Here is a 17,956-nt window from a genome sequence, read left to right as displayed (position 1 = left end):
GTACTGCTTCACACCGATCTCACTTGCGGTGCCGGCCGTCGGCCAGCCGGGCTCGTTCCTCCGCCGTGCCGAACCGGGCGACCGCCCGGTCGCGGATGAAGCCGAGCCCGTCCGGCGCGTGCATCCGCAGCCGGATCTGCGCGACATCCGACGGCAGCTGGGTCTGCGTCGCCTTGCTCACCAGGATGACGGTCAGAAACGCGATCGGCACGGTGACCAGGGCGGGCTGGCCGACGATCGAGGGCGCCCAGTTGCCGGTGAACGTGCTGACCGCCTCCAGTAACAACGCCGCGAGCACCAGCCCGCCGCCGACCACCATGCCCGCCGCCGCGCCCACCCAGGTCAACTTCCGCCACCACACCCCCAGCAACAGCACCGGACAGAACGTGGAGGCCGCGAGCGCGAAGGACATGCCGACCGACAGCGAGATGTCCTGGGGCCGCAACACGATCGCCAACGCCAACGGCGCCCCACCGGCGATGGCCGTGGCGAACCGGAAGTCGCGCACCCGGCCGCGCAGCACGTCGGTCGACAACACCCCGGACACGCTCACCACCAGCCCGGAGGAGGTGGACAGGAACGCCGCGAACGCGCCGGCCATGGTCACCGCGCCCAGCACCTGGCCGAGGACGCCCGGCGCGATCTTGCTCGGCAACAGCAGCACCGCGGCGTCGGTGCGGCCGGTGACCAGCAGCTCGGGCACATACAGCCGGGACAGCGCGCCCAGCAGGATCGGGAACAGGTAGAACAACCCGAGCAACATCAACACGTGCAGCGTGGTGCGCCGGGCCGCGCGGCCGTCCGGGTTGGTGTAGAAGCGGACCAGCACGTGCGGCAGGCCCATGGTGCCGAGGAACAACGCGACCATCAGCGAGTAGGTGCGCCACACGTCGTCGGCTTCGCCGCCCGGCGCCAGCCACAGGTCGTTGGTCGGCGGCGCGCCGACCACCACCGGGACCGCCGAGCCCTGGAAGAAGGTCAGCTCGGTGCCGGCGTCCACCTCGTACGGGCTGCCGAGCGGGGTCCAGTACGCCGAGCCCTCGACCTGCTCGCCGTCCACCACGCCGTTGGCCACGAGCTTGACCGTGTCCTCGACCTCCAGCAGCACCGGGGTCTCGACGTGCAGCGGGGTGTTCTCGGTGAACGTCGGCGGCAGCGGCTCGCTCAGCCCGGTCATGTCCCCGCCGCGCGGGCCGCCGCTGCCGATGAACAGCACGCACATGATGAACGTCGGCGCGGCGATGGCGAACAGCTTGAGCCAGTACTGGAACGCCTGCACGACGGTGATCGCGCGCATGCCGCCGCCGTAGACGTTGAGGATCACCACCACGGTCACCAACAGCGCGCCGACCCAGTTCGGCCACATCGGCATGATGCTCGACAGCGCGAGCCCCGCGGCCTGCAACTGCGGGACGACGTACAGGATGCCGATGAACACCACGAACGCCGCGGCCAGCCCACGCAACGCGCGCGAGCCGAGACGCGCCTCGCAGAAGTCGGGCAGGGTGTAGGCGCCGGAGCGGCGCAGCGGCGCGGCCACGAACAGCATCAGCGCGAGATAGCCGGCGGTGAAGCCGATCGGGTACCAGAGGGCGTCCGCGCCGTCCTTGAGCACCAGGCCGGCGACGCCGAGGAAGCTCGCGGCCGAGAGGTACTCGCCGGACACCGCGGCCGCGTTGCGCCGGGAGCGGACCGTGCGGCGGGCGACCAGGAAGTCCTGGGTGGTGTTGGCCGAGCGCGACGAGCGGAACCCGAGGTAGAACGTGGCGACGCTGACCAGCACGACCCCGGAGAGCAACCAGATCCGTGCGTCCACCGAGGTTCCCTTGACCGAGAGCCGCTACTTCTCCACCATCGCGACGAAGTCTCGTTCGTGTCGCTCGGCCACCGAGTTGTACCAGTAGGCGATGCCGAACAACAACGGGAATGGGGCAACGCCGATCAACAACCAGGGAAGTTGCACGCCCGCGATGGCGACCTCGGCCAGATCCGGCAGCAGGAAGAACAGGATCGGCAGGCTCAGCAGGGGCACCACGACCAGCGCCGCCTTCTGGACCGCGGTCCAGAACTGGGTGCGGATGAACTGGCTGACCAGCTCCTCGCCGTAGCTGGTCTGCTCCTCCAGCTCGACCACCGTGCGCAGCACGGTCACCGGCGCCCGGGAGTCCGCGAGCACCACCCGCTTACGCCGCCGCGCCCCCGCCCGCTCGCCAACCCCACCGCCAGCTGCCCCGCCACCGACCCCACCGCCGCCAACCCCACCGCCGCCGACGCCCCCATCCGCCCCGCTCACCGCCCCACCACCGTGCAGCGAAGGGTCCCTTCACTGCGGTGGACGCAGCGAAGGGACCCTTCGCTGCGGTTGGACCGGCGGGCGGACCGGCGGGCGGGGGTCATACGCCGCCGCGGCGGGTGATGCGGTCCTTCAGCTCTCTGGTGTGGCGGCGGCTGACCGGGAGCTTGCGCTCCTCCTCGCCGATGACCACGTGGTAGCCGTTGCCGCCGAGCTGCAGCTCGGTGATCAGGTTGATCGGCACCAGGTAGGAGCGGTGGATGCGGACGAAACCGGCCTTCTCCCACCGCTCCTCGAGCTGCGCGAGCGGGATGCGCACCAGGTGCGAGCCCTCGTTGGTGAACAGCCGGGCGTAGTCGCCCTGCGCCTCCACCCAGCGCACCGACGAGCGCGGGATCAGCTTGGTGTTGCCGGCCAGCTCGACCGGGATGACCTCGTCGTCGTTGGGCTCCTGGCCGCCGACGGCCGTCTGTGCCTGGCCGGCCAGCCCGTCGCCGCGCAGCTTGGAGATGACCCGCTGGACCGCGCGGTCCATCCGGGTCTGGTCGCACGGCTTGGGGATGAAGTCGACCGCGCCGAGCTCGAAGGCGTCGACCGCGTCGTTGCCCTCGCCGTGGCCGGTGATGAACACCAGCACCGGGGAGGGCTTGAAGCCGGCCAGCACCTTGGCCATCTCCATGCCGGTGAGACCGGGCATCTTGAGGTCGGAGAACACGGCGTCGACGATCGGCAGCCCGGAGTTGCGCCGGGTGTTGAGCTCCGGATCGTCGCCACCGAGTTGGCGCAGCGCCTCGGTGGCGTCGAAGGCGGGCAGCACGCGGCGCACGAAGCGGTTGGCCTCCAACCGTTCCAGCAGGAGGTCCATGCCGTCCTTCTCGTCGTCCACTGCCAGCACGACGAGGCCCGAGGGGTTCGTTGAAGTACTCACGGTGAGCTGCATCTTGCCGATCGGAAGAACGAACTGTCTATGCCCGAGGCCATGCTTACTTCCACCGGGTGATTGTAGTGCCCGTCACAGCCCGAATCGTGACCATGTGGCGCGTACCTCCACCGCCTCGACGGCGGCCAACACGCGGTCGGCCGGGTTGAACACGCCCGCCGCCGAGCCGACACCCAGCCTGGCCAGCAGCGGACGCTTCGGCTCCGCCACGCTGATCTCGGCGTCCGGATAGCGCTCGGTGATCACCTCGCGCAGGTTGCCGACCCCGTCGATCAGGCCGAGCTCCCTGGCCTTCGCACCCGTCCAGACCTCGCCGGTGAACAACTCCTCGGTGCTGGTCAGGCGCGCGCCCCGGCGCTCGCGGACCCAGTCGACGAACTGGTCGTGCAGCTGGCCCTGCAGGCTCTTGAGCCACTCGACGTCCTCGTCGCGCTCCGGGCGGAACGGGTCGAGCCGCACCTTGTGCGCGCCCGCGGTGTAGACCCGACGCTCCACGCCGACCCGCTCCAGCAGGCCGTTGAGCCCGAACCCGGCGCTGACCACGCCGATCGAGCCGACCAGCGACGAGCGGTGGGCGAAGATCTCGTCGGCGGCGCAGGCCAGCCAGTAGCCGCCGGAGGCCGCGACGTCCTCGCAGAACGCGAGCACCGGGACCTTCTTGCGGTCGGCCAGCTCCCGGATCCGCTCGGCGACCAGCGCGGACTGGGTCGGCGCCCCGCCAGGGGAGTTCACCACCAGCGCGACCGCGCGCAGCCGGTCGTGGTCGAACGCGCGGGTCAGCGCGGACTCCACGGTGTTGATGTTGATCGCGCCACGCGCGAGCGGAGACGGGGTCGGGGTGATCACCCCATGTAGCTTGACCACGGCCACCACCGGCTTGCCGCTGCCCCGGTCACCGAACATGGGCAGTCGCGCGGCCAGCTTCTCGGAAACGAGCTCCCTCATGTTCCCAACCGTATCCCGTTCGGCGCTCGCGCCTCCTGTACAGCGGGGGGTCTGATCATGTTTCGTGGGGAGCGAACTGCCGAACGTGCTGGCCAGCGCACCTGGCGAGCGTGGCTGGGGACCGGCGATGGCTCGTCGATGTCCCAGCTCGACGTCGCCGAGTTCTGCTCGGCGGCCTCGGCCAAGGCGTGGGTGGAACACAAGCTGGCGGCGATGACCGCGCACCCGGGAGCGTCGGTGTTCGGCTCGGTCGACCGGGGACAGTACGTCGGCACGTGCTGGGAGTTCGACCTGGTGCCCGGACTGGACGCGGAGTTGGTGGACGGCCGGGTGTCCTGGCGCCGCCCCGGGTACTAGCGCCTCACGGCACGACCTGTGACGGCACGTCGGTCGACGGCGCCTCGCGCTGTTCCTCGTCCTCGTTGAGGCCGAACTTCGGCAGGTCGGGGCGCACGCCGGGGAAGTACTTGGGCACCCGCAGGATGACCTTCATGCCGGCGCCGGGAGCGGTCTCGGCCATCAGCGCGTACTCGTCGCCGAACACCGAGCGCATGCGCTGGTTGATGTTGCCGATGCCGACGTGCGAGCCGGTCTTGTGCGCGTCGCGCAGGTCGGCGAACAGCCGGTCGGCATCCATGCCGACGCCGTCGTCCTCCACGCTGATCAGCGCCTCGTTGCCGTTGTCCCTGGCCACGACGGTGACCGTGCCCCCGCCGGGCTTGGGTGAGAGGCCGTGCTGGACGGCGTTCTCCACCAACGGCTGCAGCACCAGGAACGGGACCACCACCGACAGCACCTCGGGGGCGATCTTGATCCGGACGTTGAGCCGCTCGGCGTAGCGCTGGGCCTGGATCGTGAGGTAGCGGTCGATGTTGCGCAGTTCCTCGGCCAGCGTGGTGAACTGGCCGGACGTGCGGAAGGAGTACCTGGTGAAGTCGGCGAACTCCTGTAACAGGTCGCGCGCGCGCTCCGGGTCGGTGCGGATCAGCGAGGAGATCGAGTTCAGCGCGTTGTAGAGGAAGTGCGGGGAGATCTGCGCACGCAGCATCCGCACCTCGGCCTTGGCCAGCGCCTGCTTGGACTCGTCGAGCTTGGCCAGCTCCAGCTGGATGCTGACGAACTTGGCCACCTCGTCGGCGGCCCGGATCAGCCGCTTGGAGTTCACCCCGCCGACCACGATCAGCGTGCCCTCGACGTGTCCGTCGGGAATCAGCGGCACGATCACCGCCGTGCGCATCGGGCAGCGGCCGCGGTGGTCGCAGGTCAGGTTGGTGTGGTGGATGTGTGCCCGTTGCCCGTTGCGGATCGCGACCGCGATGGCGTCGGTCAGGTCGTCGTAGTGCTCGTTGGCGTCGCCGTCCCAGGACAGCAGGCTGCCCGACGCGTCGGTGAGCCCGATGGCGACGCACTTGAGCATCTCCACCAGGTGTTTCGCCGCCTGGTCGGCGGCTTCCTCGGTGAGCCCACTGCGCATCGCGGGGGCCGCCTTCGACAGTCGCTGCACGGCGTCGAGCACCGCGTCGTCCACCGAGCCCTCTGCTTTACGGCGACGGACCACGAGCGCGAACAAGCCGGCGACGACAAGAATGGCGAGCGCGCCCACCATCGCTCGCTCGGTCAACAGGTCGGTCACGTGGTCAATGCTCAACCGTACGAGTGGCCCGTGGCAAGCGACCCCCTACTTGAGCAGCCGGGACAACCGGCGGTCGGCGAGCGGCTTGCCGCCGGTCTGGCAGGTCGGGCAGTACTGGAAAGCCTTGTCCGCGAAGGAAACCTCGCGCACGGTGTCCCCGCAGACCGGGCACGGCATGCCGGTCCGGCCGTGTACGCGCAGTCCGGAGCGCTTCTCCCCCTTGAGCGTGGCCGCGTGCTGGCCCACCGATCGGGTGACCGCGTCGGTGAGGATCGTGCGCAGCGCGTCGTGGAGTTGGTCGACCGCCTCGTCGGTGAGCTTGCCGGCGGTGGCGTACGGCGACAGTTTGGCCAGGTGCATGATCTCGTCGGAGTAGGCGTTGCCGACCCCGGACATGATCTTCTGCGTGGTCAGGGCGGTCTTCAGCCGCTCGGACCGGCCGGCGAGCACGGCGGCGAACTCGTCGCGGGTCAGCGCGAGCACGTCGGGGCCGAGCGCGGCGATGCCCGGCACCTCGGCCGGGTCACGCACGATCCAGGCCGCCAGACCCTTCTTCGTGCCGGCCTCGGTGAGGTCGAAGCCGGGGCCCTTGCCCGGCGGGCCGAGGTGCACCCGGAGCGCGAGCGGCCCCTTGCCGCCGGGCCGGGGCGGCGCGGCGGACATGGTGTCGGCCCAGCGCAGCCAGCCGGCTCTGGCCAGGTGAATGACCAGGTGCAGGCCGTCGCAGTCCAGATCGAGGAACTTGCCGTGGCGGCCGGCGGCGGTCACCGTCCGGCCGTGCAGCTCGGTCCACGGTGGGGTCACGGTCTTGAGCACGCTCAACGACGCGACGTCCACCCTGGCCACGGCACGACCGACGCCGTGTTCGCGCAGGTGCTGGGCGAGCGCCTCGACCTCGGGTAGTTCTGGCACCTGGCCAGTGTTGCCCGATTCCGCCGATTACGCCACGAGTTGCAGCGGTCCCTCGATGCCGGGGCGGGAGTCGACCCGGATGTTCTTGGCGATCAGCTTCATCTGGGCACGCACGTTGAACACGCCGCGGACCATGCCCTCCCACTTCTCGGTCGGGTTGCCCTCGCCGTCGTCCCCGGTCTCCGCGACGACCTTCCACGGCCGGCGCAGCGCCCAGCGGGTGGGGAAGAAGAGGAAGGCCAGCAGGACGAGCAGGCCGACCCACAACGGGACCACCAGCCCCTCCGGCGACCAGAAGACGAGAACCGCACCGAGGGCGACGACCAGGACCAACAGCATCACGGCCGAGGCGTTGCCGACCGCCACGTCGTGCTCGAACTCGTCCGCTTCCTTGTCCCGCTGCCACTCCAGTTGGCTGTGCAGGGTCCAGACACGTCCATCCGTGCCGGTGACGTTGCGCGTCATTGAGGCCTCCCGGCGCCGAGCATGGTCGGGAACATCGGTTCAATGATGACGTATCCAGGCCCCGCTACGCACCTGTCACTGGCCGTCCGGTGCGCTGGTGGACCCGGTAGTTTCGGCCGTTTGGACCGTCTGCTGCCCATCACTCGAGGTGGGCGGTGGTGCGCTCTGGGTGAACGTCACGGTTTCCGACGTCGTGCGCGACTGGTCGAGGGAGTTCTTCTCGGTGACCGTCGTCGTCTCCCGCACGATCGTGAGGTCGCCGTCCACCTGGGTGTTGCGCTCGACGGTGGTCTCCCGGTAGAGCACCGGGGCGCTCTCGTCGAAGGTCTCGCCGCTGCGCGGCGTGGCTGTGACGGTGCCCCCGTCCGGGGACGGCGGCTGGTGGGAGGTCGGCACGACCGGCTGCTCGGCGGTCGGGGCGGGTGCCGGTCGCTCGGCGGTGGTCGGCTCGGCCTGGGTGGTCAGCTCGCCCTCGGCCGCGTGCAGCGTGGAGCTGACCGTGCTGGTCGACGGGTCGGTGATCCGCAGCTCGATGCCGCGCTTGCCGGCGAAGTCGACCGGGGCGTCCGCGCCGTCGCCACCGAGGGTGACGGTGAGCCCGAGCACGCCGATCGCCGCCGCCGAGCCCACCGCGAGCCCGACCTGGGTCTTGGCGGTGACCAGCAGGCCCTTGACCGCGAGCCCGAACCCGCTGGCGCCCGTGGCCGTGGTCGCTGTCGCCTGTGCGGCGATCGCGCCGACCGCGATCACGGCCGGGATGCCCAGGTGAGCGGCGTGCGCGCGCAGGCCGGAGCAGACGTCGCGCAGCTCGGCGTGCATCGCCGTGCAGGAGGCACAGCCGGCGAGGTGGGCGCGGATGCGGCGGTACTCGATGCCGCTGGTGCTGCCGGCGGTGTAGGCGCCGAGCTTCTCCAACACCGAGCGGCACCCGGTGGCGCTGCGCTCGGAGGCGAGATGGGCCTGCAGGTAAGCCGCCCGCAGACCCTGCCGGGCACGGCGGGCGAGCGCGGCGGTGGCGTTGGGGCTGAGCCCGAAGTTGATGGCCACCGCGGCCGGCCGCTCGCCCTCGACCTCCATCTTCCAGAGGACCCGGCGCCAGCGCTCCGGCAGGCTGGTGAACGCCCGGCGGATCAGGTTGCGCTCGGTGAGCGCGCCACTGGTGTCCGGGTGGGACGGGGCGCGGTGGGTGAGCTCCTCGTCGGTGACCGGCACGTCCCGGCGCCGCAGGCTCCACTCCCAGGCGACCCGGCGGGCGACGATCAGCAGGTAGCCACGCACGTTGTCCACGGGCCCCGAGCCGCGCCGGATGGCCTGCAGAACACGGAAGAAGGCCTCGGCGGTGAGATCCTCGGCCTCGGCCCGGTCGTTGACCAACCCCAGGCCGAGCCGGTAGACGGCGGCGGAGTGTCGGGAGAACAGCTCCCCGAACGCCGCGTCCTCACCCGCACGAAGCCTGGCCAACAGCGTGCGATCCTCCGAGGAATCGTCTGCCGTTGACACTCTTGGAACCTCGCCGGTCATAGAACCCGGCACCTCCTCCCGGCCGCCACGGGAATTGGCTCAACATGCCACAGGAACGTTTGGTATGGACGGCAAACGTTAAGAACGGGAAAGTGATACCTACGAAGGTATTAGACCGTTCGGCCCAATGACGGCGTGCGGCCGGTCGAGCAGAGGGCCGCCTGGCGCATCGGCTAGAATCCAGGACGCGCAACGCGGACGTGGCGCAGCTGGTAGCGCATCACCTTGCCAAGGTGAGGGTCGCGGGTTCGAATCCCGTCGTCCGCTCAACGAGACGGGCCACTCCGGTCAACGGGAGTGGCCCGTCGCTCGTAGGTACTGGGAGAGCAACGGCTCCACCGGCGAAACCCGCCCCGACTCGAAGTCGGCGATGTCCGCCTCGGTCACGCCGGCGGCCATGGCCAACTGCTGGCGCGTCCACCCACGCTCATCGCGGGCGATCTTGACCAGCCGGCCGCAGTCCTCGGCCTCGTGACGGTCGTTGGTGCTCATGCTCGTGCCCTCCCGGTTCAGCTGATCTCTGCGGACAGCTTGCCCTGATCATCGCCGACCGTAACGTCGATCATGGCCAGGGTTCGGGATCACCCTTCATCGAGGGTGCGCTACCACCGCGCGCCTCATGGCTACGCCGCTGATGTTTGCGCAGCCAAACGCACGACCAGTTTCGCGTCCAATGCTTTGGCGAGGCGTTCGAGTACCGGAAGTGTCGGAACCGTGCCCCCGGCCTCAAACCGCGCCACCGCAGGCTGAGTCATGCTGGCGGCCGCAGCAAGCTGCGCCTGCGTCAAACCGTGCCGCTCACGCAGTTCACGAACAGCTTTTCCCAACTCGAAGGCCAAACGCGCAGTCTCGTAAGCATCTTCGGCACCAGGCTCAGCCATCCGCCGGTCACGAAGCTCGCGCCATTTCTCGCGGTCAGCCATTACTCTCACCCTCATCCGCTACATGCTGTTCATCCACACATCGTCGCAACGCCTGCCTTGCTCGTTCGATCTCCCGCTCCTCGCGCATCCGCGTCTTGCGAAACACCGTGAGCAACACGATCCGCCTACCCGATGCGATCCAGTACGTAACCCGAACAGCATCACTGTCCAGATAGAACCGCAGTTCGCGCAACTTGCCGTCCAACTGTCGGGTGTACGGCTCACCGAGCAGTACACCGTGTTCAGCGAGGAGATCGATATAGAACGTCGCTCGCGCGAACTGTGCGGTTGGCAGTTGTTCCAACCACGTGCAAACCTCCGGCTCCAACTCCACCGTACCCCACGACATACCATTGATGCTATAACGCAGCGCGATATAGCGCAGAGTGAAGCGCGGATGCGTTGCCACGCTCAGTCAGGCGGTGGGTGCCGTCTACTCGATGACGTAGGGCACCAGTCAGCGGATATCAAGTCCGGCCAGGACCTCGCTGGGCGGTACGCGACGCTCCGCGGAAGCGAGCGCCTCACGTGCCGCCAGCAGATCAGCCTCGTCTTCCGCCACTTCCAGGGCGCGAAGATCGTCGATCGACATCACAGCCGCCACCGCAGGAACCATGCTGGGGACCTCAGGACTCCTTGGTCGCCAGGCCGATGGGGCAGGAGACGCCGGTGCCGCCCAACCCGCAGTAGCCGTTCGGGTTCTTGGCGTCGCTCAGGTAGTGCTGGTGGTAGTCCTCGGCGTAGTAGAACTCGCCGAGGGGGGCGACCTCCGTGGTGATCCGACCGTGGCCGCTCCTGGTCAGCGCCGCCTCGTAGGCCGCGCGTGACTCCTCGATCGCCGTGCGTTGCGCATCCGAGGTGTAGTACGCCGCCGAGCGGTACTGGGTGCCGAGGTCGTTGCCCTGCCGCATGCCCTGGGTCGGGTCGTGGCCCTCCCAGAACACCTTCAGCAGCGCGTCGTAGCTGATCTGCTCGGGGTCGAACACGACCAGGACCGCCTCGGTGTGCGCGGTACGGCCGCTGCACACCTCCTCGTAGGTCGGGTTCCTGGTGTGACCGCCGGCGTAGCCCACCGCGGTCGTGTACACCCCGGGGGTCTGCCAGAACACCCGTTCGGCTCCCCAGAAACAACCGAGGCCGAACACCGCGGTCTCCAGGCCCGCCGGGAACGGCGGGGCGATCGGCCGGTCGGTGAACACCGCGTGCCGGTCGGGGATCGGCATGCTGGCCTCCCTCCCCGCGAGCGCCTGGGACTGGTCGACCAACTGTGACTTGTCTTGCCCGAACAACGCCATACCTCCACTCTACGTAGGCCGAACGCCCGGTCCACGCACCGAGAACAACACCGGCACGTGGTAACAACTTCCCCATGGGGTGGCAGGAACAGTTCCGGGAGCTCGGCGAGCGGCTCACCGCCGGACAGATCAGCACCGACGAGTACCGCGCCCGCAGCGCGGAGCTGCTGGCGCAGGCCGACCGCGAGGCCGCCGCCAGCACCCAGCCGGCCAAACCGGTGCGTATCCCTCGGTCGGCGGCCTGGGAGGCACCGTCGGGCGAGATGACCCAGATCGTCGGCACGCGGGACGAGACGACGCTGGTCGGGCGCCCGGTCGCGGACGCGGTGAACAGAGAGAACGAACCGGATACGTAGGCCGCGCGTCTGTCGCCAAAACGGCTTTGGAATGGTATTGACCGTCGCCGTTCGGCGGGGCTACGAATACGCGCGGAGGAAATCGGTCGTGACCAGCACGGTGTTGAGGAAGGACGCGGACGAGCCACACGGTGGCGAGGCCGCGGAGGAGCCGACCAGCACCCCGGGGTGGCGTGCACGGCTGACCGACACCAACATCGCCCGGCTGGTCGAGTTGCTCGCGCTGGTCCCGGTGTTCGCGATGATCGTCGAGGTCTCGCGCGCGGGCAAGCTGCAGTGGCTCGACTACTGGTACGTCCTGATCCGCATCACCAACCCGGACGGCTCGTTCAAGCTCGGCGGCATCTTCACCCCGCAGAACGAGCACCCGCTGATGATCCCGTCCCTGCTCTACTGGCTGGACGCGAAGCTCGCCGACGGCGACAACCGGGTGCTCGGCTACCTGGTCATCGTGATCGCGGCGGCCACCGTGTTACTCCTGCGCTCCGTGCTGCCGAGGTCGCTGCCGGCGCTGGTGCGGGCCGGGCTCGTGGTCGGCGCGTCCGCGCTGATCTTCAGCCTGCAGGGCATGCACATGTTCGTGCGCTCGATGAGCGGCTCCGCGTGGCTCACCGCGAACCTCATCGTGGTCATCTCGCTGATCCTCGCCAGCCGGGGCAAGTGGTGGGCCGCCTGGGTCGCCGGCCTGCTGGCCACCGCCAGCTACGGCACCGCGTTCGCGCTCTGGCCAGCGCTGGCCCTGCTGGCCACGCTGCGCAAGGAGCGCTGGGTCTACCGGATCGCCCCGCTCGGTATCGGGGTGGTGGTCGTCGGCATCTGGTACATCCTCAAACCCAACACCTGGATCGGCGGCACCCCGGCCAACGACATCGGCTCGCTGATGTTCACCTTCCTGACCATCGTCGGCAAGATGTGGACGGCCGACAACGCGGGCTTCGCGGTCGTCGCCGGCGCGCTGACGCTGGTCGTCTACATCGTGCTGATGAGCAACCGGGCCGCCCAGGACAAGGCACTGCGGTTCTGGTGGGCGCTTGGCTGCTACGGCATCCTCGCCTGCGGCATGATCGCCACCGCGCGCATCGACTTCGGCGCCGAGTTCGGGCTGACCAGCCGCTACTCCTCGCTCGCGGTGATGGCCGCGATCCCACTGCTGGTCATCATCTCGGCGGTGCTCTACAAGGGCATGCGGCGCAACGGGCAGAAGATCGCGGTCACCGTGATCGGCATCGGGGTCGTCGGGTTCACCCTCGGCCTGCCGACGGCCGCCGACCTGCGCACCGCGATCAAGGAGCACCCGCTGGAGGCGGTCGCCATCCGCGCCGGCTTCGGCGACTCGCTCGGCCCCGTGCTGCCCAAGGAGCACGAGCTCGAGCCCGACCTGCGGGTGCTGTCCCACTACCCGTTCAACGACTCCTTCTCCCTCGGCTGCGGCGGCCCGGAGCTCGGCGAGACCATCGACCTGTCCGAGGCCGACGAGCTGCCGGGGCCGGGCACCCGCAGCCCGACCGAGCGGGTCGGCATGGTCAACTCGATCGAGGACCGCGGCGAGGCCGACCTGATCACCGGGTGGGCCACCGGCGGTACCAACCGGGGCGCCGACCAGGTGCTGTGCACGGTCGTGGTGGACGAGGACGACAAGATCGTCGGCGGTGGGGTGAGCCAGTTGCCGCGCGGCGACGTCACCGGCAAGTACTGGGGTCTGCCGCCCGACGTAGGCTTCAAGGTGCTCGGCCCGGTCACCGACGAGACACGAATCGTGGTCGTCTACCAGAGCGGGGCCATGCACTGGCTCCCGCCGCAGGTCAGCGAAACCGGAGACGAACAGTGACAATCGAACAACCACCCACCGTGGAGATCAGCGTCCTGATCCCGGTCAAGGACGAAGAGGCGACCCTGGCCACGCTGGTCGAGGAGATCGACACGGCGTTCGCCACGATGTCCGACGCCGCCTACGAAGTGATCTTCGTCGACGACGGCAGCGTGGACCGCAGCTGGCCGGTGATGTGCGAGCTGGCCGAGGCCAACCCCCGGGTGCACGCGCTGCGGCTGCGGCGCAACTTCGGCAAGGCCGCCGCGCTGGCCGCCGCCGTGGACGAGGCACGCGGCGACCGGCTGGTCACCATGGACGCCGACCTGCAGGACGACCCGGCGGAGGTGCCCCGGCTGCTGGCCGAGCTGGACGCCGGCGCCGACCTGGTCAGCGGGCACAAGGCCGACCGCAAGGACCCGATCGGCAAACGTTTGCCATCGAAGTTCTTCAACATGATGACCGGCGTGATCACCGGCCTGAAGCTCAACGACCACAACTGCGGGCTCAAGGCCGCGCGCACCGAGGTGTACCGCCGGGTGCCGCTCTACGGCGAGCTGCACCGCTACATCCCCGCGCTCGCCCACCAGACCGGCTACAAGGTCAGCGAGCTGGCGGTGAACCACCGGGCGCGCGAGCACGGCAAGTCCAAGTACGGCTTCGAGCGCTACGTGCGCGGCGCCATCGACCTGCTGACGGTCATGACCATCACCAAGTACGGCCGCCGCCCGGCGCACCTGTTCGGCGGGCTCGGCCTGGCCTCTGGCCTGCTCGGCTTCCTGGTGCTGGCCTACCTGACGATCGTGAAGATCTTCGGCGGCGAGGCCATCGGCGACCGGCCGCTGCTGATGCTCGGCATCCTGCTGGTCATCCTCGGCGTGCAGATGATCTCGATCGGGCTGATCGCGGAGATCGTGCTGCACCGAACGGCCAACCGCAGAGAGGCGACCGACCTGATCGCCGAGCGCACCAGGACACTGCGGCCGACAGACCTGACCGAACCGACATCGAAGAAGACCTCGCTGGGGGCGAAATGAGTGGCATCCGGGGCGCGTACGTCACCGGTGTGAAGACCGTCCGCAAGGCCGCGGACAAGACCGGGCTGCTCGACCGGCTGGAGCGCAGCGAGTCGCCCAAGGTGCGGCACCTGCGCACGCTGTTCTCCATCTTCGACGCCGGTGACCTGGCCAAGATGGACCTGGCCTGGTGGAGCTACCCGGCGATGGTCCGGGTCGAGGAGTTCCTCGGCGAGCGGCCGGGCGCGCGGATCTTCGAGTACGGCGCCGGCGCGAGCACCGTGTGGCTGGCCAAGCGGTCCGGCCAGGTGGACAGCGTCGAGCACGACACCGAGTGGGTCGAGTTCGTCCGCGAGATGATCGGCGACACCCCGGGCGTGCGGCTGCACGCGGTGGCGCCGACGGCGGCCACCGAGGACACCGTGGTGCGCTCGGGCCGGGTCGGGCACACCGACCTCGACTTCGCCGACTACGTCTCCACCATCGACCAGGTCGGCGGCCCGTTCGACCTGATCGTGGTCGACGGCCGGGCCAGGGTGGACGCGTTCCGCCGGGCGATGGACCACCTGGCCGACGACGGCGTGGTGGTCTTCGACAACATCAAGCGCAAGCGGTACTGGGACGTCATCTCCGCGCTGCCCGGGTTGCGCATCGAGCTGCTCAAGGGCGGCACGCCGACCCTGCCGTACCCGACCACCACCGGACTGATCTGGCGTGACTGACCAGGCGAGTGCCGACGCGCCCGCGCCACCGAAACCGAGCAGGCGGGCAGACCTGCTGGCCGTCGGTTTCGTGGTGGTGGCCGTCGGTCTCGCCGGGTGGGCGTTGCGCGACCAGCTGCCCGACGTCGTCGAGTCGCTCGGCCTGATCGACTGGTGGCGGCTGCCGCTGGCGCTGGCCGGGATCGTGCTCGGGCTGCTGGCGACCGCCGAGGTGTGGAAGCACTGCCTGGCCGCGCTCGGTTCGCGGGTCAGCTCCGGGGCCGCCCGGCAGATCTTCTTTCCCGCGCAGGTCGGCAAGTACCTGCCGGGGTCGATCTGGCCGTTCCTGGCGCAGGTGAAGTTCGCCAGGGAGCACGGGGTGCCCGGGGGGATGGCGCTGCTTGCCGGGTCGGTGTTCCTGGTGGTGCACGCGGTGACCTCGGTGCTGGTCGGCGGGTTGCTGCTGATCAGCCAGCCGGATCTGGTCGGGCGGTTCGGGTGGGCCGGGGTGTGCCTGCCGTTGGCGTTGGTGCTGTTGCATCCCAAGGTGATCAACTGGCTGGCGCGCAAGCTGGCCGGGCGGACGGGGTCGACGCCGCCGGTGTTGCGCTGGTCGAGTCTGGTGGCGCCGATCGCGTGGATGTTCCCGGCGTGGCTCGGGTACGGGGCGGCCGGTTATCTGCTGGCGGACCCGTTCACCGACTCGGTGGTGACGCTCGCGTTGGTGTGCACCGGGGCGTTCGCGCTCGGCTGGATCGTGGGGCTGGTGGTGTTCATCGCGCCGGCCGGGGTCGGGGCGCGGGAAGCGGTGTTGGTGCTGGCGCTGACCCCGCTGCTTGGCGTGGCCGCGGCGACCACGGTGAGCCTGGTGTTGCGGGTGGGACACACGGTGGCCGATATGTTGTTGGCTCTACGCTACGGCCTGATCCGCGCCAAGCGCGACCGTGTCCACTCTGCCAAAATCACCCCTTAAAGTGGTCAGTTTCAGCCCTCTTTCCAGTTTTCCTCTGCAGTAATTCCACAGCTCCCAGTATTGTCCGCAGCAGCGGATAATCTCTGGGGAGGGATGGCCGTGACAGGCCCTGCAGGTAATGATGATAATAAATCCAGTACCAGCGCCGCGGAAAACCAGGTGCTTGTCGATCTCGCCCACCTGGACCGGATCGACAAACAATGGACGTCCGTCGTGGACCGGATCAAGGCGAACGCGACGAGCTTCGAGCAGGCGATCCGGCTGGTCTTCGCGCCTGCCTGGGACGAGCCGAGCAAGCGGCAAACCGTCAGGTACGTCGAGTCGCTGGAGTTGGCCCTCCGGCACTGCCTGGCGTTGTCCGAGTACGCCACCGACTATCTCGACCAGCTGACCGCCTCCCGCGCGCACTACCTGGCCGTCGAGCAGAAGAACATCGACGAGCTGCGCCGCCTTGGCGGCGGCTGATGCACCGCCGGACCGTACCGTTGATGCTGGCCGCCGTGCTGCTGGCCGGATGTGGCGGCACCAGCAGAGGGGAGCCGGTCGCGGGCGACCGGCCCACGCGGCCGACATCGTCCACAGCTGCGCCGGCGAACGGAGCGCCGGACGTCAGGGCTCCGTTGGACGCGTCCCCGTTCATCGGCGATCCCTGCGCGGCGCTCAGCCAGGCGCAACTGGCCGATCTCGGGATCGTCCGGCCGGGTCAGCCCAACACCGAGGGCGCGATCGCCGAGCATGTCGGCCCGCAGTGCATCTGGCACGGAACACCGGAGCTGGACAGCACGATCGACGTCGGCTTCGTCACCGGGGACAAACACGGCCTCGGCGGGTTGTACGCCGCACGCGAGACCCAGGAGTACTTCGAGGAGACCCTGGTCCAGGGTTACCCAGCCGTGTTTCACAGCGCGGCGGATCAACGCGCCCAGGGCGCCTGCAACATCTCTGTCGGTATTTCGAACACCTTTTCCTTTCGCACCTCGGAGTTCGGCGAGCTGGACGCGACCGGCTCGTGCGCACGAGCGAAAGCCGTTGCCGACGCGGTAATCACGACGCTGAAGGAGATCGCGTGACGCCCCAGTACGACGGCCAGCAGATCTTCACGAATTTCCGGAAAGGCCCTGGTACCGGCGGAATTGGCGGGAGCGCCGAGATCCTGGGAGACGTGGCGCTCGGATACCACGATCTCGCGCACGAAGTGCGCCAACTGGTGCGCGAACTGGAGTCCGCGTGGGAGGGCGCGGCCGGCGCGGGGGCCAGGCGACGGGTCCGGCCAGTCGCTATCGAGCACGAGCTGGCCGCGCGTGAACTGTCGATCGCCGAAGACCTCGCCAACCGCCAGGTCGGGTCGTTCATCGAGGCGCGGAACCGGGTCGAGCCGGTGCCGCCGGCGCCCACCGAGGTGAACCCGTGGCGGCTCGCCTCGCCCGAGCACGCGGCGAGCTACGTCCAGCAGCTGCACGCCCACCACACCGCCGCGCAGCACAACGTCGACGTCATGGACGGCTACTCCCGGGCGAGTGAGCACAACACCGTGCACCTGCCGATGTCCTACGGCACGCTGACCTCCGCCGGCGTCACGCTCGGCCAGGCCGGCGCGTGGATCGACGGTCCGGACAGCGCCGAGCCGGCACCCGGCGGTGCGCGGGACGCGAGCGGCCCGGATCCCCGTGGCGCCACGGTGTCCCCACCCGTCGAGCCGACACGCGCCGAGCCGGCAACCCAGCCGGAACGCGCGGCCTTACCCACTGATCCCCCGAACCCCGCCGCACCGGCACCCACTGCCAAGCCCGAGCCGGCGACCGCGGCAGCCGAGGCCCCACCCGCCGGTTTCACCACCGCCCAGGCCGGGGGCGTCGCCCCGAGTGGTGTCTCGCCGCAACGCCTGCTCAGCCCGGTCCCCATGCCCGACCCACCCGCCGCGGCCGGCACCAGCACCCCGACCCCCACACCCCGGCTCACCGCCGAACCCCGCCAGGGAACCGCATCCGGCACCCAGCCCCGCGCCGGGACCAGCCGCGGCTCGACGATGAGCGGCCTGCCAGTCGGCGCCCAGCGCCGCGACGACGACACCGACCGCCGCGCACCCGACTACCTGCGGGAACCCGACCCGGAAGCCCTGTTCGGCGGCGTCGAGGTCGTCGCGCCGGCGACCATCGGGCTGGACGAGAACTGACGC

22 protein-coding genes and 1 tRNA gene are annotated in these 17,956 nt (G+C 69.5%); 10 read left to right on the top strand and 13 right to left on the bottom strand.

Going from position 1 to position 17,956, the window contains the following annotated elements:
* Positions 1-19: 19 nt before the first annotated feature.
* The 4 genes from ACYVIP_RS10090 to ACYVIP_RS10075 form a co-directional block, all read right to left on the bottom strand.
* Positions 20-1,816: a sodium/solute symporter gene (locus tag ACYVIP_RS10090; RefSeq protein ID WP_460394452.1), complete on the bottom strand. Its 1,797-nt coding sequence runs from the start codon at positions 1,814-1,816 to the stop codon at positions 20-22.
* A 24-nt stretch (positions 1,817-1,840) separates the two neighbouring features.
* Entirely contained in the window at positions 1,841-2,293 is a 453-nt protein-coding gene (locus ACYVIP_RS10085) for a hypothetical protein (RefSeq protein ID WP_460394450.1), read from the bottom strand.
* A gap of 100 nt (positions 2,294-2,393) precedes the next feature.
* Positions 2,394-3,233 carry a LytR/AlgR family response regulator transcription factor gene (locus tag ACYVIP_RS10080; RefSeq protein WP_460394448.1) on the bottom strand — a complete coding sequence of 280 codons (840 nt, stop codon included), beginning with the start codon at positions 3,231-3,233 and terminating at the stop codon, positions 2,394-2,396.
* 72 nt (positions 3,234-3,305) lie between these two features.
* On the bottom strand, positions 3,306-4,178 hold the full coding sequence (locus tag ACYVIP_RS10075; protein WP_460394446.1) for a S49 family peptidase: 873 nt from the start codon (positions 4,176-4,178) through the stop codon (positions 3,306-3,308).
* 57 nt (positions 4,179-4,235) lie between these two features.
* Between ACYVIP_RS10075 and ACYVIP_RS10070 the strand changes: the two genes are divergently transcribed.
* Positions 4,236-4,535, top strand: a complete 300-nt coding sequence (locus tag ACYVIP_RS10070) for a hypothetical protein (protein WP_460394444.1) — start codon at positions 4,236-4,238, stop codon at positions 4,533-4,535.
* 4 nt (positions 4,536-4,539) lie between these two features.
* On the opposite strand, the gene ACYVIP_RS10065 is transcribed toward ACYVIP_RS10070, so the two are convergent.
* The 4 genes from ACYVIP_RS10065 to ACYVIP_RS10050 all read right to left on the bottom strand — a co-directional run bounded on the left by ACYVIP_RS10065 (position 4,540) and on the right by ACYVIP_RS10050 (position 8,709).
* On the bottom strand, positions 4,540-5,820 hold the full coding sequence (locus ACYVIP_RS10065) for a GAF domain-containing sensor histidine kinase (protein ID WP_460394566.1): 1,281 nt from the start codon (positions 5,818-5,820) through the stop codon (positions 4,540-4,542).
* Between the two features lie 36 nt (positions 5,821-5,856).
* Positions 5,857-6,723, bottom strand: coding sequence for an Fpg/Nei family DNA glycosylase (locus tag ACYVIP_RS10060; protein WP_460394442.1), 867 nt, complete (start codon positions 6,721-6,723; stop codon positions 5,857-5,859).
* A 27-nt stretch (positions 6,724-6,750) separates the two neighbouring features.
* Positions 6,751-7,188, bottom strand: coding sequence for a DUF983 domain-containing protein (locus ACYVIP_RS10055; RefSeq protein ID WP_460394440.1), 438 nt, complete (start codon positions 7,186-7,188; stop codon positions 6,751-6,753).
* A gap of 75 nt (positions 7,189-7,263) precedes the next feature.
* Complete coding sequence (locus ACYVIP_RS10050) at positions 7,264-8,709, bottom strand: sigma-70 family RNA polymerase sigma factor (protein WP_460394438.1); 1,446 nt, start codon at positions 8,707-8,709, stop codon at positions 7,264-7,266.
* A gap of 194 nt (positions 8,710-8,903) precedes the next feature.
* On the opposite strand from ACYVIP_RS10050, the gene ACYVIP_RS10045 reads away from it, so the two are divergent.
* Positions 8,904-8,976: transfer RNA gene (locus ACYVIP_RS10045), tRNA-Gly, on the top strand.
* Between the two features lie 21 nt (positions 8,977-8,997).
* On the opposite strand, the gene ACYVIP_RS10040 is transcribed toward ACYVIP_RS10045, so the two are convergent.
* The 5 genes from ACYVIP_RS10040 to msrA form a co-directional block, all read right to left on the bottom strand.
* Positions 8,998-9,201, bottom strand: coding sequence for a helix-turn-helix domain-containing protein (locus ACYVIP_RS10040; RefSeq protein WP_460394436.1), 204 nt, complete (start codon positions 9,199-9,201; stop codon positions 8,998-9,000).
* Between the two features lie 131 nt (positions 9,202-9,332).
* The gene (locus ACYVIP_RS10035) at positions 9,333-9,632 is read right to left on the bottom strand and encodes a helix-turn-helix domain-containing protein (RefSeq protein WP_460394434.1); all 300 of its coding nucleotides are present in this window, start codon (positions 9,630-9,632) and stop codon (positions 9,333-9,335) included.
* Positions 9,625-10,041 carry a type II toxin-antitoxin system RelE/ParE family toxin gene (locus ACYVIP_RS10030; protein WP_460394432.1) on the bottom strand — a complete coding sequence of 139 codons (417 nt, stop codon included), beginning with the start codon at positions 10,039-10,041 and terminating at the stop codon, positions 9,625-9,627. Before ACYVIP_RS10030 ends, ACYVIP_RS10035 begins: the two co-directional genes overlap by 8 nt.
* A 48-nt stretch (positions 10,042-10,089) precedes the next feature.
* The gene (locus ACYVIP_RS10025) at positions 10,090-10,236 is read right to left on the bottom strand and encodes a hypothetical protein (RefSeq protein ID WP_460394430.1); all 147 of its coding nucleotides are present in this window, start codon (positions 10,234-10,236) and stop codon (positions 10,090-10,092) included.
* 22 nt (positions 10,237-10,258) lie between these two features.
* Positions 10,259-10,927 (bottom strand): peptide-methionine (S)-S-oxide reductase MsrA, encoded by a 669-nt coding sequence (gene msrA / locus ACYVIP_RS10020; RefSeq protein ID WP_460394428.1) that lies wholly within the window; start codon positions 10,925-10,927, stop codon positions 10,259-10,261.
* A gap of 74 nt (positions 10,928-11,001) precedes the next feature.
* Here msrA and ACYVIP_RS10015 point away from each other — a divergent pair, with 74 nt between their 5' ends.
* The 8 genes from ACYVIP_RS10015 to ACYVIP_RS09980 all read left to right on the top strand — a co-directional run bounded on the left by ACYVIP_RS10015 (position 11,002) and on the right by ACYVIP_RS09980 (position 17,953).
* Entirely contained in the window at positions 11,002-11,283 is a 282-nt protein-coding gene (locus ACYVIP_RS10015; RefSeq protein WP_460394426.1) for a hypothetical protein, read from the top strand.
* A gap of 88 nt (positions 11,284-11,371) precedes the next feature.
* Complete coding sequence (locus ACYVIP_RS10010; RefSeq protein ID WP_460394424.1) at positions 11,372-13,111, top strand: hypothetical protein; 1,740 nt, start codon at positions 11,372-11,374, stop codon at positions 13,109-13,111.
* Positions 13,108-14,127, top strand: coding sequence for a glycosyltransferase family 2 protein (locus tag ACYVIP_RS10005; protein ID WP_460394422.1), 1,020 nt, complete (start codon positions 13,108-13,110; stop codon positions 14,125-14,127). Before ACYVIP_RS10010 ends, ACYVIP_RS10005 begins: the two co-directional genes overlap by 4 nt.
* On the top strand, positions 14,124-14,828 hold the full coding sequence (locus ACYVIP_RS10000) for a class I SAM-dependent methyltransferase (RefSeq protein ID WP_460394420.1): 705 nt from the start codon (positions 14,124-14,126) through the stop codon (positions 14,826-14,828). Before ACYVIP_RS10005 ends, ACYVIP_RS10000 begins: the two co-directional genes overlap by 4 nt.
* Positions 14,821-15,780 carry a lysylphosphatidylglycerol synthase domain-containing protein gene (locus ACYVIP_RS09995; protein ID WP_460394418.1) on the top strand — a complete coding sequence of 320 codons (960 nt, stop codon included), beginning with the start codon at positions 14,821-14,823 and terminating at the stop codon, positions 15,778-15,780. The genes ACYVIP_RS10000 and ACYVIP_RS09995 overlap by 8 nt, the downstream gene beginning before the upstream one ends.
* Positions 15,781-15,939: 159 nt before the next feature.
* A complete protein-coding gene (locus ACYVIP_RS09990; RefSeq protein ID WP_460394416.1) occupies positions 15,940-16,245 on the top strand; it encodes a hypothetical protein in 306 nt (101 codons plus the stop codon).
* Between the two features lie 23 nt (positions 16,246-16,268).
* Positions 16,269-16,850 (top strand): DUF3558 domain-containing protein, encoded by a 582-nt coding sequence (locus tag ACYVIP_RS09985; protein WP_460394414.1) that lies wholly within the window; start codon positions 16,269-16,271, stop codon positions 16,848-16,850.
* Complete coding sequence (locus ACYVIP_RS09980; RefSeq protein WP_460394412.1) at positions 16,847-17,953, top strand: hypothetical protein; 1,107 nt, start codon at positions 16,847-16,849, stop codon at positions 17,951-17,953. The genes ACYVIP_RS09985 and ACYVIP_RS09980 overlap by 4 nt, the downstream gene beginning before the upstream one ends.
* Positions 17,954-17,956: the final 3 nt, after the last annotated feature.

The organism is Actinophytocola sediminis (assembly GCF_054779715.1).
Note: the sequence above shows the minus strand (reverse complement) of the source record. Positions and strands in the feature narration are given on the sequence as shown.

Coding starts and splice junctions, on each gene's coding strand:
- ACYVIP_RS10080 (WP_460394448.1), bottom strand. CDS start 3,233: ATGCAGCTCACCGTGAGTACTTCAACGAACCCCTCGGGCCTCGTCGTG.
- ACYVIP_RS10075 (WP_460394446.1), bottom strand. CDS start 4,178: ATGAGGGAGCTCGTTTCCGAGAAGCTGGCCGCGCGACTGCCCATGTTC.
- ACYVIP_RS10070 (WP_460394444.1), top strand. CDS start 4,236: ATGTTTCGTGGGGAGCGAACTGCCGAACGTGCTGGCCAGCGCACCTGG.
- ACYVIP_RS10055 (WP_460394440.1), bottom strand. CDS start 7,188: ATGACGCGCAACGTCACCGGCACGGATGGACGTGTCTGGACCCTGCAC.
- ACYVIP_RS10050 (WP_460394438.1), bottom strand. CDS start 8,709: ATGACCGGCGAGGTTCCAAGAGTGTCAACGGCAGACGATTCCTCGGAG.
- ACYVIP_RS10040 (WP_460394436.1), bottom strand. CDS start 9,201: ATGAGCACCAACGACCGTCACGAGGCCGAGGACTGCGGCCGGCTGGTC.
- ACYVIP_RS10035 (WP_460394434.1), bottom strand. CDS start 9,632: ATGGCTGACCGCGAGAAATGGCGCGAGCTTCGTGACCGGCGGATGGCT.
- msrA (WP_460394428.1), bottom strand. CDS start 10,927: ATGGCGTTGTTCGGGCAAGACAAGTCACAGTTGGTCGACCAGTCCCAG.
- ACYVIP_RS10015 (WP_460394426.1), top strand. CDS start 11,002: ATGGGGTGGCAGGAACAGTTCCGGGAGCTCGGCGAGCGGCTCACCGCC.
- ACYVIP_RS10000 (WP_460394420.1), top strand. CDS start 14,124: ATGAGTGGCATCCGGGGCGCGTACGTCACCGGTGTGAAGACCGTCCGC.
- ACYVIP_RS09985 (WP_460394414.1), top strand. CDS start 16,269: ATGCTGGCCGCCGTGCTGCTGGCCGGATGTGGCGGCACCAGCAGAGGG.